Source organism: Exiguobacterium acetylicum (assembly GCF_019890935.1).
Lineage (GTDB): Bacteria > Bacillota > Bacilli > Exiguobacteriales > Exiguobacteriaceae > Exiguobacterium_A > Exiguobacterium_A abrahamii.
This window is the reverse complement of the sequence record NZ_CP082333.1, coordinates 996,718-1,010,684: the sequence shown is the minus strand read 5'-3', so window position 1 is coordinate 1,010,684 and position 13,967 is coordinate 996,718. Positions and strand designations below refer to the sequence as shown.

16 protein-coding genes are annotated in these 13,967 nt (G+C 47.3%); 6 read left to right on the top strand and 10 right to left on the bottom strand.

All coding sequences use genetic code 11. The features are described 5' to 3' along the window. Nucleotides 1-2: 2 nt before the first annotated feature. On the bottom strand, nt 3-908 hold the full coding sequence (gene rnz, locus K7G97_RS05195; protein ID WP_223041523.1) for a ribonuclease Z: 906 nt from the start codon (nt 906-908) through the stop codon (nt 3-5). A 108-nt stretch (nt 909-1,016) separates the two neighbouring features. Between rnz and K7G97_RS05190 the strand changes: the two genes are divergently transcribed. Then, on the top strand, nt 1,017-1,196 hold the full coding sequence (locus K7G97_RS05190) for a hypothetical protein (RefSeq protein WP_023467629.1): 180 nt from the start codon (nt 1,017-1,019) through the stop codon (nt 1,194-1,196). Between the two features lie 62 nt (nt 1,197-1,258). Here the strand turns inward: K7G97_RS05190 and K7G97_RS05185 are convergent, their stop codons facing one another. Together K7G97_RS05185 and K7G97_RS05180 are read right to left on the bottom strand one after the other, a co-directional pair. Further along, nucleotides 1,259-2,383: a M20/M25/M40 family metallo-hydrolase gene (locus tag K7G97_RS05185; protein WP_023467628.1), complete on the bottom strand. Its 1,125-nt coding sequence runs from the start codon at nt 2,381-2,383 to the stop codon at nt 1,259-1,261. A 229-nt stretch (nt 2,384-2,612) separates the two neighbouring features. Then, nucleotides 2,613-3,575, bottom strand: coding sequence for an aromatic acid exporter family protein (locus K7G97_RS05180; protein WP_262415798.1), 963 nt, complete (start codon nt 3,573-3,575; stop codon nt 2,613-2,615). 76 nt (nt 3,576-3,651) lie between these two features. Here K7G97_RS05180 and K7G97_RS05175 point away from each other — a divergent pair, with 76 nt between their 5' ends. The 4 genes from K7G97_RS05175 (at nt 3,652) to K7G97_RS05160 (ending at nt 7,511) form a co-directional block, all read left to right on the top strand. Further along, nucleotides 3,652-4,728, top strand: a complete 1,077-nt coding sequence (locus K7G97_RS05175; RefSeq protein ID WP_223041521.1) for an N-acetylglucosaminidase — start codon at nt 3,652-3,654, stop codon at nt 4,726-4,728. 57 nt (nt 4,729-4,785) lie between these two features. Beyond that, entirely contained in the window at nt 4,786-5,721 is a 936-nt protein-coding gene (locus K7G97_RS05170; protein ID WP_023467624.1) for a manganese-dependent inorganic pyrophosphatase, read from the top strand. A gap of 85 nt (nt 5,722-5,806) precedes the next feature. Beyond that, a complete protein-coding gene (gene fadH / locus K7G97_RS05165) occupies nt 5,807-6,571 on the top strand; it encodes a 2,4-dienoyl-CoA reductase (RefSeq protein ID WP_214724501.1) in 765 nt (254 codons plus the stop codon). Nucleotides 6,572-6,797: 226 nt separating this feature from the next. After that, nucleotides 6,798-7,511: a ZIP family metal transporter gene (locus tag K7G97_RS05160; RefSeq protein ID WP_047390876.1), complete on the top strand. Its 714-nt coding sequence runs from the start codon at nt 6,798-6,800 to the stop codon at nt 7,509-7,511. Nucleotides 7,512-7,576: 65 nt separating this feature from the next. Here the strand turns inward: K7G97_RS05160 and K7G97_RS05155 are convergent, their stop codons facing one another. The 7 genes from K7G97_RS05155 to K7G97_RS05125 form a co-directional block, all read right to left on the bottom strand. Further along, nucleotides 7,577-8,215 carry an HD domain-containing protein gene (locus tag K7G97_RS05155; protein WP_223041520.1) on the bottom strand — a complete coding sequence of 213 codons (639 nt, stop codon included), beginning with the start codon at nt 8,213-8,215 and terminating at the stop codon, nt 7,577-7,579. Further along, nucleotides 8,197-8,733, bottom strand: coding sequence for a GNAT family N-acetyltransferase (locus K7G97_RS05150; protein ID WP_195865695.1), 537 nt, complete (start codon nt 8,731-8,733; stop codon nt 8,197-8,199). The genes K7G97_RS05155 and K7G97_RS05150 overlap by 19 nt, the downstream gene beginning before the upstream one ends. Before the next feature lie 64 nt (nt 8,734-8,797). Then, complete coding sequence (locus tag K7G97_RS05145; protein WP_041255311.1) at nt 8,798-9,520, bottom strand: amino acid ABC transporter ATP-binding protein; 723 nt, start codon at nt 9,518-9,520, stop codon at nt 8,798-8,800. A gap of 13 nt (nt 9,521-9,533) precedes the next feature. Then, nucleotides 9,534-10,193 carry an amino acid ABC transporter permease gene (locus K7G97_RS05140; RefSeq protein ID WP_058705392.1) on the bottom strand — a complete coding sequence of 220 codons (660 nt, stop codon included), beginning with the start codon at nt 10,191-10,193 and terminating at the stop codon, nt 9,534-9,536. A gap of 57 nt (nt 10,194-10,250) precedes the next feature. After that, nucleotides 10,251-11,024, bottom strand: coding sequence for a transporter substrate-binding domain-containing protein (locus K7G97_RS05135; RefSeq protein ID WP_023467617.1), 774 nt, complete (start codon nt 11,022-11,024; stop codon nt 10,251-10,253). Between the two features lie 289 nt (nt 11,025-11,313). Next, complete coding sequence (locus tag K7G97_RS05130) at nt 11,314-11,739, bottom strand: BrxA/BrxB family bacilliredoxin (RefSeq protein ID WP_064300267.1); 426 nt, start codon at nt 11,737-11,739, stop codon at nt 11,314-11,316. Nucleotides 11,740-11,769: 30 nt separating this feature from the next. After that, nucleotides 11,770-12,954, bottom strand: a complete 1,185-nt coding sequence (locus K7G97_RS05125) for a class I SAM-dependent methyltransferase (RefSeq protein WP_223041519.1) — start codon at nt 12,952-12,954, stop codon at nt 11,770-11,772. A 110-nt stretch (nt 12,955-13,064) separates the two neighbouring features. Here K7G97_RS05125 and K7G97_RS05120 point away from each other — a divergent pair, with 110 nt between their 5' ends. Further along, nucleotides 13,065-13,838: a sporulation protein gene (locus K7G97_RS05120; protein WP_058705388.1), complete on the top strand. Its 774-nt coding sequence runs from the start codon at nt 13,065-13,067 to the stop codon at nt 13,836-13,838. Nucleotides 13,839-13,967: the final 129 nt, after the last annotated feature.

The following is a 13,967-nucleotide window of genomic DNA, read 5'->3' as shown; positions in this document are numbered from 1 at the left end:
GTCTATCCTTTGACCGGGACGACCCGGTGATCAAACATGAGATGGCTGTTCGCGAATACTTCTCGCGCCTCTTGTTCCAGTACTTCCTCTTGATCGACATAACGAGCGGAAACGTGCGTCAATAGAAGCTTTTTCGCTTGTGCCGTTTCTGCAATGACAGCTGCCTGTCGAGCGGTCGAGTGACCGAAGCGTCCCGCATGTTCGACTTCTCGATCGGCAAACGTTGCTTCATGGACTAATACATCAACGTCTCGCGCCAGTTCGATTGAGGCTGCGCACGGCATCGTATCGCCAAGAACGGCTAGCTTGACACCTGGTTTTGGTGACTCTAAAAAGTCGGACGATGGATAGACCGTTCCTTCGAATTCGAAAGTTTCTTCCAGTGTGATTCGGCGATAAATCGGACCGGATGGCACTCCTAGTGCCTTCAGTGCATCTACACGCAAGGCGCCCCGCTCTTCTGGTCCTTCGAGTCGGTAGCCAAACGCCGGGAAACGATGCTCAAGCGACCTCGCCGTCACGCGGAATCCGTCCTGTTCATAGGTTTGACCGTCTTCGACTTCAACGATCCGGAGTGGATAACGTAGATATGTTCCTGTGATGCGTAATGTCGCGTCCATCCATTCTTTGATCCCGGTTGGTCCATAGATTGTTAGCGGTGTCGTGCCTTCCAGCGCTGCTCTTGTACTAATGAATCCTGGTAACCCAAAGATATGATCCCCGTGTAAATGGGTGATGAAGATCGCGTTGACTTTCCGTGGTTTGATTGGACTGTGTAAGATTTGATGTTGCGTCGCCTCTCCACAATCGAACAACCAGGTCATTTTGGGGTGTAACAAGGCAATCGATGTGACGTTTCGTTGTTTCGACGGCATACCGGCTCCTGTCCCTAAAAAATAAAATTCCATCTTTTTCCCCTTTTCGTAAAATTAGCATTTTTTATACACAAAATACACCTTTCTTCTGTTGAAGCATGGTAAACTGTACCTATTCAGATTTGGAAGGTGGTTTTTTCCATGACTAAGATTGAACGGACCTATGCCCGCATCGTCCGGGAAGCCCGCAAACTGAACGAGAGTTATCGGCAAAAATACGGAAAGTCGATTCAAATCGATGAAATCGCTTCGACCTTATTATGTACAGAAGAACTCGTTCTAGAGTCTATGGAATATGTTGATCGTCCTCAAGTAGTTTAATCGTACAATGATAAAGAGTGTACCGCAATGTTGCGGTACACTCTTTTTTGTGTTTCATCAGCTTATTTGTTCGTGATGTAATCGACTAGCGTCACGCAAAGTTCCGCTGTTTTGACGAGTTCTTCGATCGGCATCTTCTCATTCGTCGTGTGGATATCTTCATATCCGACAGCCAAGTTGACCGTTGGGATACCAAAACCAGCAATGACGTTGGCATCTGATCCGCCACCAGAATGTAAGAGGCGTGGCGTGCGTCCGAGTTGTGTGATCGCTGCTTTCGCGACTTCGACGACTTGATCTCCATCCTCGAACTTGAAGCCTGGGTACATGACTTTGACTTCAACTTCAGCACGACCACCAAGCTCTGCTGCTGCTTCTTCAAACGCCGCTTTCATCTTCTCTGTCTGTGCCTCCATCTTCGGAGCGACGAGTGACCGTGCTTCCGCGAAGATTTCGACATAATCACAAACGATGTTCGTTGATGGACCACCACCGCTGAACCGTCCGATGTTCGCTGTCGTCTCTTCATCGATCCGACCGAGCGGCATTTTCGCGATCGCTTTCGAAGCAATCGTAATCGCCGAGACACCTTTTTCCGGTGCTACACCAGCGTGAGCTGTTTTCCCGAAAATCTTCGCATTGACTTTTGCTTGCGTTGGAGCAGCCGTAATGATGTCTCCGACTTTTCCATCTGAATCAAGTGCAAAACCATAATCGGCATCGATTTTGGATGGATCAAGAACCATCGCACCGACGAGCCCAGATTCTTCACCGACTGTGATGACGAACTGAATTTTTCCGTGCGGTTGTTTCGTTTCATTCAATACATGCACGAGTTCAATCAGAGATGCGAGACCTGTTTTATCATCTGCCCCAAGAATCGTTGTGCCGTCCGTCTTGACGTAACCGTCCTCGATGATTGGTTTAATGCCTTGCCCCGGGAATACCGTATCCATATGGGAAGTGAAATAAATTTTATCGACGCCTTCTTTTGTTGCTGGAAGCGTGACGATTAAATTGTTTCCTTTATGTTCCGTCTTGGACGAAGCGTCATCCTCGAACACCTCACATCCGAGATCCTCGAACGTTTTTTTCAAGTGAGCACAAATGCGTGCCTCCTCTTTTGATTCCGAATCGATCTGGACAAGTTCTAAAAACGTATCTAATACACGTTGTTCATTGACCATGACAAAACCCTCCTCTTAATATGTTTCAATCCACTAGCGCTTTTTTAGTATACCATCCCCATCGTCATTTGCACTTCTGAAAGGTTGTTTGTACAATGGCATTAATCAGTTGATGTAAGAGAGGAGTAGTGGATATGGCAAAACCATCGAAACAACAACGCATCATCAAATGGACGACGATCGGGATTTTAGCAATCTTCCTGATCGGCACGTTCGCTTCGACGATGTTTTATTTCTTTTGATTGACGTAACGTTGTTTTAAACGTAAATACTGCTCCGCTTCTTGTAACATATGCAGTAAGGCAGAGCGAACCTCGAACTCTTCCCGCGTGACGGGTAAGGCAGAGGCACGAAAACGTGTCAATAATGCCTCGAGTTTTGAAATGTACACCATTGCGTCGGCTTCAGGTCGGACATTGTCACCAATCGTCCGAAAGAAGTCGGCGACTTTTTTTCCTTCTTCGACGACGAGGACCAGTTCCTCGGCATGATGGACGATACCGCGCAGTAACTCGAATTGTTGTTCGCGCATCCGGAAGTAGGCATAATCTTCGTCATCGTTCCGACGACCGATCGCGTTTCCCATCCGTTTTAAGGCGGCATCCTTCCCTTCACGTAACAGACGTTCTGTCTCGTCAAGCGTCAACGCATGATGATTGACCCGCCCTGTTTCAATCGCAGCGGCGACTTCGAAGAATAAGGCAGCGATCCGTTGATCAATCTTTTCTCGTCGGTCGTCAATCAATAAATCGAGACTTGGCATGTACATGTTGACAAGCAATCCGACACCAACACCAATGCCAAGCAATAAGGCTTCATTTAACAGGATGTGCAGGTTGAGCTGACGCTCCGTATACAAATGTGTCAGAATGACGACACTCGTGATGAAACCGTCCTGAAGTCGGAGGCGTTGAACGGATGGAAGGAATAAAATGAAATAGATCAATAACGTTACCGGACGATAGCCGATGACCTCGAATAGAATGAATCCGAGCACGATAGCAAGTAATGATGCCATGATGCGTTCGTAAGAAGACCGGAACGTCTTCTTTCGTGTCGACTGGATGCTCAAGATGGCGATGATGGCAGCGAAGACGTAATAGTCGAGCTTGAGTTGTTCTGCGATCCACATCGCGAGCGCAGCAGCGACCGCTGTCTTCAGCGTGCGATAACCGATTTGCAACAGGTTCACCCCCTTTTGTTTTTCTTTGTTAGACTACCTACGTTGGACAGGAATGTCCATTGCTTTTTAAAGGACGTGATTTACTTTGACGACACGCACTATCCGCCCCGGTCGCCCCGTGCGCCGGACCGGTTCGATAAAAGGATTACTTTTTTTCTTCCTCATCGGAGTTCTCTTGTTCTTTTGGCTCCGCGAGGAACCGAAGACCGTCTTAACCCCACCAGCGCCTTATTCGGCTGAGCGCTATGAAAAAGGTAAAATCAACGAGCAAGAGTTCCAGACGTTCGCCGAGGCGAAGGAATATGCGGGTCAGCGTGGTGCGGTGAAACGTTCATCGGACGACCGCTACGTCTACCTCGGTGGACCAGGTACTGGGATCGTCGACGATCGTGGTATCCTATCGATTCATCGTGACCCTGAGTTAAAGAAACGGCTCACGTACGTCGCTTCCGGCACACGTGTCCAGTTGCTTGAATTCGGGGAACAGACAAGTCGTGTCAGCATCGCCGGCGTGACAGGTCATGTCCCGACGGACCGCTTACGCCCTTTCCCCGCAGAACGTGTCTCGAATGCATCGTATTATCAGACGAAAGGTGATCGTCTCCTTCACTACATCGTCGCGGACAGCGGACTTGGTGGACTGATCGTTGCAGGCGAAGCAACGAAAACGACGCCTCGGACGAGCAAATATGTTGAATCGAAGACATTAACACGTGATTTGACGAAACCGACGCGTCTTAGTGCCAAACAACTCGATGCGTTCATCAAGGAGCAAGCACCGGACAGTCCCTTGATCGGTAAAGGAAACGTCTTTAAGTCCGTTGAAAAGAAATACCGTGTCAACGCGGCCTATCTGCTTGCACATGCGATTCACGAATCCGATTATGGACGGTCTGAGATTGCCCGCGAGAAAAATAACTTGTTCGGCGTCAATGCGACCGATTCCGCACCGGGAGAAGATGCGACCGTCTATAAATCCTTGACGGACTCGATCGAGCAGACCGGTCGATTCATCGCAAAGGATTATCTTGATCGGGATGGACGTTATTTCCGCGGGGCGTACCTTGGGAACAAACAAAAAGGCATGAACGTCTTTTACGCGTCAGACCCTTTCTGGAGTGAAAAAATCGCTGGTATCATGGTGAAAATGAACGCTTTCTAAATCCGAGATATGATACACTATAGGGCGAGACAACAATCATTGAGGAGTGAACACGTCATGGAAAAAGTTTTAGTATTTGGTCACAAGAATCCTGATACCGATACGATCACATCGGCAATCGCTTATGCAGAATTAAAGAAAGCACTCGGTGTCAATGCCGAAGCCATCCGCCTCGGTGAAATGAATGATGAAACGTTATTCGCACTCGATACGTTCAAAGTTTCAGCACCACGTCTCGTGACAGAAGTCGCGACGGAAGCGTCACACGTCATTTTAGTCGACCACAACGAACGTCAACAAAGTGCGAACGATATCGACGCTGTTACCGTAACAGAAGTCATCGACCATCACCGGATCGCAAACTTCGAGACATCAGACCCTGTTTACTACCGGGCAGAACCGGTCGGCTGTACAGCAACGATCCTGAACAAACTCTACAAAGAGCATGGTGTTGCCATCAAACCAGAAATCGCTGGGTTGATGTTATCAGCGATCATTTCTGACTCGCTCCTGTTCAAATCGCCGACTTGCACGGAGCAAGATATCATCGCAGCACGTGAACTCGCAGAAATCGCTGGTGTCGATGCGAACGTCTACGGTCTTGAGATGCTCAAAGCTGGAGCTGATCTCTCGAAAAAATCCGTTCCTGAATTGATCTCACTTGATGCAAAAGAATTCACGATGGGAACACTCAAAGTCGAAATCGCTCAAGTCAACACGGTCGATACAGCTGAAGTCTTACTTCGCCAAGAAGAACTCGAAACAGCGATCAACGAAGTCATCCTTGCAAAAGGTCTTGATCTATTCGTCTTCATCGTCACGGATATCTTGACGAACAACTCAGTCGGACTCGTCCTCGGGAAAGAAGCAAATCTCGTCGAGCGTGCTTACGGTCTTGAAGCGACAAACAACCTTGTTTACCTCGAAGGTGTCGTATCACGTAAGAAACAAGTCGTTCCTGTCTTAACAGATACAGCTCTTGCAACACAATAAGTCAGAAAAAGAAGGAGTTCGCTCCTTCTTTTTTGAATACAGAATATGAATGGCTGTTCATTCATTACATAAAGGAGGAATCAATATGACACAAACGATCATGGTGACGGGTGGAACGAACGGAATGGGGAAAGCGATGGCGCTCGCCTTAAAAGAAGCCGGCTGGAATGTCGTCGTTACAGGACGCGACGCGGAACGCTTGCGACTAATGGATGAAGCATTGGGTCAGATTCAAGGCGAACATCTGACGATTCAGATGGATGTCCGTGATGCGGACGCTTGTCTGGCTGCAGTCAATCAAGCACGCGAACGGTTCGGTCGTCTCGAGGCATTGATCAACAATGCTGCCGGGAACTTCATCTGCCCGACCGACGAGTTATCACCAAATGGATGGAAGACGGTCATCGATATCGTCCTCAACGGGACATTCAACTGCTGTCACGCTCTGGTCAAAGGATGGCAGGAAGATCAAGTCGTTGGCGGACAAATCGTCAACATCGTTGCGTCTTATGCGTGGCAGGCCGGCGCTGGTGTCGCTCCGAGTGCCGCTGCGAAAGCCGGCGTCCTGAACTTGACGCGGACGCTTGCTGTCGAATGGGGCTATAAATATCAAGCCCGTGTCAACGCGATCAGTCCGGGACCGATCGAACGGACAGGTGGTGCTGATAAACTCGCATTATCACCAGAACACGCGGAACGAATTCGTCGCAACGTCCCGCTCGGTCGATTCGGGACACCGGAAGAGATCGCAACACTTGCAACGTGGATGGTGTCAGATCAAGCCCGCTACTTGAACGGAGAATGTATCGCTCTTGACGGTGGACATTGGTTAAATAAACAACCGTTCTAATGTTTGAGATGTAATGACTCAAGAAGTCGGTCTCTACAAAGATAAGAATGATGCGTTTCACGCCACTCCTACAGGATTTTGTATCTTGGCTGAGGAAAGGACGTGAAAAGACGCGTCATTCTTTTTTAAGTCAGTCCCTTGCATGCGTCGCGAACTTTTTTCTTTCTTTTCGCTATGTTTATGAATTATCTAGAACAGGTAGAAAGGACAAGAAGGAGGCGATCGTATGTGGGAAGCGTTCGGTTGGGGAGCGCTAGCAGGTGGTGCCGTTGTCATCGGTGCCCTGTTCGGATTGTACTTACCATTAAAACAACGCCTGATCGGTTACATCATGTCGTTTGGGACCGGGATCTTGATTGGAGCAGCGACGTTCGAGTTACTCGATGAAGCATTAAAGAAGTCAACGACACTCGTCGTCGCGATCTCTTTCATTGTCGGAGCACTCGTCTTTACGGGCTTCGACCTATTCGTTTCGTCACGCGGCGCGAGTAAACGGAAACGCTCGTCTGGTGGGAACGAAGGCACGGGAACAGCGATTTTCTTCGGGACGATTCTTGATGCGATCCCGGAATCAATCATGATCGGTGCCAGTCTGTTATCGGGAAATGTCAGCGCGGCACTCGTCGCGGCGATTTTCGTCAGCAACATCCCGGAAGGCTTATCGAGTACGACCGGTTTGCGAAAAGATGGCTTTTCGAAGAACAAAGTATTACTGATGTGGGGAGTCGTCTGGTTGATCTCCGCCCTTGCTTCTCTCGCCGGCTACACGATTCTCGCAGAACTCCCGGACATGCAATTCGCCATGATCGGTGGCTTCGCAAGCGGTGGGATCATTGCGATGCTTGCTTCGACGATGATGCCGGAAGCTCACGAGGAAGGTGGTGCGATCGTTGGTCTGTTCGCAGCACTTGGGTTAATTACTGCCATCATCCTTAGTTAAATCCAACATAAGGCGCGTTGTCTGGAAAATGAACCGGACAACGCGCCTTATGTGTTTAAAACGATTTACATATCACCTATTTCTCCCGTTGCACCCTCCCATTCCTGCTTAAAACGATTAACGAACTCTTCCATGTAGCGATGTCGCTCCTCTGCTAAATGAAGTGCTGTTTTCGTATTCATTAAATCTTTTAGTCGAAATAACTTTTCTTCAAAATGATTCAGGGCACTCGTCTCTCCCGTTCGGTCACCCGGTTCTCGTGGTGCTAGTCCAGGTACATGCATCGGCTCCCCGAACCGCCCAGCGAACTGAAATGTGCGCGCAATCCCGATTGCACCGATAGCATCGAGACGATCAGCATCTTGAACGACTTGCCCTTCGATTGTTTGCATCGGTGGGCGTGTACCGTCTTTATAGGACAGGCTCGTGATGATGTCTAGAATCTGTTCCTGTTCTTCTTCCGTCACTTTTCCTTGTAAGAAGGTCGCGACCGTCTCTGCCGTTCCCCCGAGTTTACTATCTGCTACATCATGAAGTAAGGCCGCCAGTTCGATGATCTTGACGTTCCCACCTTCTTGTTTAGCAATATGTAACGCTAAACGACGAACCCGTTCAATGTGGGCATAATCATGACCTGAAAAGTCCGTCGCATGAAACGACCGGACGAAGATTTCTGTTTCTTGAATCATTGGCGATCCCTCCATTCTGGTTCAAGTAATCCGTACAGTAACATATCATGCCGCTCTCCGTCTCGTCGTAAAAAGGCACGGTATCTACCTTCCTGAACGAATCCAAGGCGTTCGTACAGCTTAACCGCACGTGTATTATACTCAAAGACCGTCAATTGAATCCGGTACAAATTCAGCTCTAAGAAGGCGTACTCTAGTATCGTCTGTAGCGCATCCGTCGCATATCCTTGCCCTTCACAATCCGGATCGATGCCGATCATCAGCCATGCCGTTCCGTGTGTAAATAGAATATCTTCTAACGCGACGACACCGATCATCCGTTCATCTTCAAAATTGCGAATGGCAAACCGGAACGTCTCCGGTGCATCCGTCGCCATCATCTGTTCAATCTTGTCCATTGATAAGTGACGGTATGGCGTCGCACTGAAATGGCGGGCAAACGTTACATCGTCGAGTAGACGTTGCATCACCTCGGTATCTTCCGATTGAAAACGCGTCAGCCGAGTATGATGACCTTCAAGCAGTTTTTTCATTCTTATCCCCCCTCTACTAAAAACCGAAAAACGCTAACCCTTTTTCAGAGTTAGCGTACTGTGCTCATAAAACTTTTTCGAGGAATTTTTTCGCCCGGTCCGTCTTCGGATTGTCGAAGAGTTCGACTGGTGAACCTTCTTCCATTAAAATGCCTTCATCGAGGAACAGGACACGATCAGCGACTTCTTTAGCAAAGCCCATCTCGTGGGTGACGATGACCATCGTCATTCCACTTTCCGCCAGTTGTTTCATGACGTCCAGCACTTCATTAACCATCTCCGGGTCAAGCGCAGACGTCGGTTCATCAAACAACATGACGTTCGGTTCCATCGCAAGGGCACGTGCGATCGCGACCCGTTGTTTTTGTCCACCTGACAACTGGTTCGGATAATTATCGCGTTTTTCAGCTAGACCGACACGTTCAAGTAATGTCTCTGCCCGCTTGACTGCTTCGTCTTTTGAGATACCGAGGACGTTGATTGGAGCGTACGTCAAGTTATCAAGAACAGACTTATGTGGGAACAAGTTAAATTGTTGGAACACCATACCGATGTTCTGACGTGCTTTTGAGATATTTGCTTTTGGTTTCGTTAGTTCAAAACCATCAACGATGATTGTTCCACTTGTCGGTTGCTCCAGTAAGTTGATACACCGCAAAAATGTTGATTTACCGGATCCCGACGGTCCGATGACAGCGACGACTTCACCGCGTGTAACTGTCGTCGAGATACCTTTTAATACTTCTAATTTTCCGAACTGCTTATGCAAATCGGTGACTTGGATCATAGGTTCCATCTGATTACCCACTCTTTCTCATAGCTTTTTCGACTTGTTGGCCTATCAAGCTCAATCCCATGACGAGAACAAAATATACGAATCCGGCAAACAACAATGGTTCGAAATAAATCGCCTTTTCTCCTCCAACGATTTGCGCACGACGCATGACGTCGAGCACACCGACCGTCGAGACGAGTGCCGATTCCTTCGTCAACGTGATCAATTCGTTCATGATCGCTGGAAGGATGTTTTTAAAGGCTTGTGGCAAAATGATCGAACGAAGTTGTTTGAAATACGAAATACCGAGCGCATCTGCCGCTTCCCACTGCCCACGATCGACAGCCTGAATCCCTGCCCGAATGATTTCCGAAATATACGCTCCGGAGTTCAAGGAGAAGGCGATGATTGCCGATTGGTATCCTGTCGTGACATACCCTGTCAACTGTGGTAATCCAAAGTGGACGATCGCCAGTTGCAAGATCAGTGGGGTTCCCCGGAAAATCGCCGTATACGTATGACCAATGAAACGGAGGAAACGGCTTTTCGTGATTTTCAGTGCCGCGACGACGATTCCGATCAGCATCCCGGCAATGGCTGCCACGATGACGACTTGGAACAGGACCGGAATCCCCTCAAGAATATATGGAATTGAATCTTGAATCTTTGTAAAGTCTATCATAATCAATCTCCTAACGTCGCACAAAAGGGATGAGGTTACCCCCACCCCCATGCACTTGACTTATTTTGCTTCTTTTTGGAACCATTCTTCTGCCAATTTATCGATTTCACCACTGTCGATCATCTTCTTCAACTCTTTGTTGAAATCGTCACGCATCTTATCGCCTTTTTTAAAGGCGATCGCTGATCCAGCCGGACCATCTTCTTTAATCTGGTACGTTTTCAGGGATGCGTCTTGATCCATGTATTTGACGGCAACTGCATCCTCGATGATGAGGGCATCAATCCGACCTGTATTCAATTCTTGAATGATTTCTGGAATTTTATTTAAAGGAACCGCTTCGCTATCTTTAAAGCGATCTTTTGCGAGTCCCTCTTGGATCGAACCAAGTTGGACACCGATTTTTTTGCCTTTGAGTTCGTCTTCCGAACTGATCGCTTTATCTTTCGTCATGACTAAGTTTTTTGATTCGAAGTAGATATCCGTGAAGTCAGCGTTTTTCTTACGCTCTTCTGTTGGTGTCATGCCCGCCATGACAAAATCGACACGACCTGAGCTGAGGGCACCAAGTAAGCTACCAAATTCCATGTCTTCGATTTTTAAGTCATACCCGAGATTTTTCGTGACTTCCTTGGCGATCGCAACGTCGAACCCGACGATGTCCTCTCCTTTTTTCGTATCGATGTATTCAAATGGGAAGTAATCCGCTGACGTTCCCATCGTCAATACTTTATCGCTTTTGCTTGATCCACCTGTTGATTCTTCCGAAGCGCCACATGCTGCCATCGTGACTGCCAGAATGCCTGCCATTGCCGTTGCTAATAATTTTTTCATTCGAGTTTTCCCCTTCCAACGCTCAATTGTCAGAACTTTAACAATAGTATGACTTATGTGTATGTCCAATTCAATACCGAAAAGCCTGACCTGTTCTATTGCTTTTAGGATATACGAATATTTATTCACTGTAAAGCATAAATATATAAATTTTTTTGAGTTTCTATTCATAAATCATGCATAAATGACTTTTTATACAATTTTGCAAACGCTTTCAATTTTGGAATTTATTATTTTAATCTCATGAATGCGCAAAAAAAAAGACTCCTTTATCAGGAGCCTTCTTTGCTTATGCGTAGATTTCAATCAATGATTCAAGTTTGTCGACGACCTCTTCTGCCGTGAACGATTCGATGTCGAACCGCTCGACCATCGAGAGGATGTTTCCATCTTGCATTAATGCAAATGATGGAGATGAAGGTGGATAACCTTCGAAGTATTCACGCGCACGGTCTGTCGCTTCGCGATCTTGTCCAGCGAATACCGTGACGAAATGATCGGGCTTGATGCCCTCTTTCCGATTAACGTATGCTGCAGCAGGACGGGCGATCCCGCCAGCACATCCACATACTGAATTGACAAGGACAAGTGTTAACCCTTCGCGTTTCATTGCTTCATCCACGCTCTCTGGCGTCGTTAATTCTTCAAATCCAGCAGCTTGCGCTTCTTTGCGGGCTGTTTGGACGACATCTTCAAAATACATTTGGAAATCCATCGTATTGCCTCCTTTGATTCGTTCTCCTTCTTATTGTACGAGTTTCGGTGAAATCTGTCCAAGTCTGCCGCTTAATTCAGTTTCTAAAAATGGTCGGGCATGCAACAAATCACGGAACGCGATGTAGCGATCGATTTTCTCTTCCGTTGGTCGCTTGTTTTGTTTGTATGCGCGAATCAAGATGTTCTTCGGTGTGTGCTCAAGATCGATGAATTCGAGCAATTGCGCTTCATATCCAACGAGCGTCAGCAACTCGGCACGAATCGAGTCTGTCGCCAGTGACGCGAATTTTTCTTTAATCAGTCCGTGCTGGAGCATGACATCGAGAGGCGAACAGTCCAGTTGACGGTTCAATTCCTTTTGACAGCACGGTACGCTCAGGATGACCGATGCATTCCAGTCAACAGCTCGTGCGAGTGCGACGTCGGTTGCGACATCACAAGCGTGAAGTGTCACCATCAGGTCGACTTCCGTCTCCCCTGTGTAATCATGAACGTCTCCGACACGGAATGTCAGATCGGTATAATCCAGATCACGCGCAATTTGTGTACATTCTTCGATGACTTCTTTCTTTAAATCAAGACCTGTCACTTCGAGGTCGAATCCTTTGACGACTTTTAGATAATGATAGAGAGCAAACGTCAAATACGACTTCCCGCAGCCGAAGTCCAAGATCCGGAGTTTTTTTCCTTTTGGCAAGGCAGCGATGCTATCCTCGACGAATTCAAGAAAGCGATTGATTTGTTTAAACTTATCGTACTTCTGTTTTTTGACTTGACCCGCTTCCGTCATGACGCCTAAGCGAATCAGAAACGGAACCGGTACACCGTCTTCTAATAGATAGGTTTTTTTGCGGTCATGCGACAAGAGAGCTTTCATCGGCTCTTTTTTGGATGTCTTGAGCGCGACTTTCAGCTTTTTCGAGAGCTGGAACTGCCATTCCTCTTCTTCAAAACGGAATAAGAATTGGCGGAATTCCGTGAACCAGTCATCGAGTCGCCCGACGAAATCGTCCACTAAAATATTTTCATGCTTCATAACGCGTTCAAATTGAAACTCTACCTGCATCATCACCGTATCTCTTAATAGAATCGGTTTTACCTTGATTCGTCGGAGATCATTTGATTTTTGACGCGGATTACTTATCGTTGCATGGATCAGTGTTCCTTGCGTGATTTGCGAGGCAAGACTCGCTTTTAATTCATGTAGTTCCACTAGTCGTCCCGTCCTTTTCTGATGTTCTTTCGAAACTGTAGCAAATTCGTACCTGTTCGACAAGTTTACACGCTTCATCATTCGCACATAATCAAAAGGAGGAATTCATCATGTTCAAAAAAATTCTCTCACAAATCGGAATCGGTGCCGCTACGGTCGACACACGGTTGACGGATGATCGCTGTGAACCAGGCGGTCAGATCCACGGTGTTGTCCATATCAAGGGCGGAAACGTCGATCAAGAAATTGACCGGATTTATCTTGAATTCAACACGCAGTACAAACAAGAAGTCAATGATAGCACGACGTTTACGACCTTCACTCTCGACCGGTTTGCTTTAAATGAAGCGAAGTTCACGATTGAAGCGGGTGTCGAGCGGGAAATTCCCTTTACATTACGCGTACCGCTGAATACGCCACTCTCGGTCAGTCAATCGAAATCGTGGATCGAGACGGGTCTCGACATCGCTCAAGCCGTCGATCCATCGGACCGTGACGCCGTCATCGTCGAAGCAAACCGTTACCAAGCAACAGTCTTAGATGCCATGGAGTCACTTGGCTTCCGATTGAAAAAAGCCGACACGGAAAAATTACCTGGACGATTCCGGAAAGATTTACCGATTGCTCAGGAGCTTGAGTATTCAGCTCGCAATACACACTACGCTCATAAACTGGATGAGATCGAAATTATCATGCTTCAAGACGGATCTGGGATTGATTTAATCGTCCAAGTCGACCGTCGTGCGCACAGTCTCGGATCATTATTCAGTGAAATGGCTGGTGCGGATGAGTCGATGATCAAATTGCGTCTGTCTAATAGTGAACTGCAAGATCAATCGTTCGTCGAACGTCAGCTGACAAGCATCGTGGAACGCTATAGCTGATTAATCGATTGAATTTACTTGAAAGTGATTCCTCTTCAGGGGGAGTCACTTTTTTATTGAATTTTATTTCAATTTGAAATCGTTTACAAATAAAATATTGTTTTAAAATAACCTTCTTGCTATACTGTC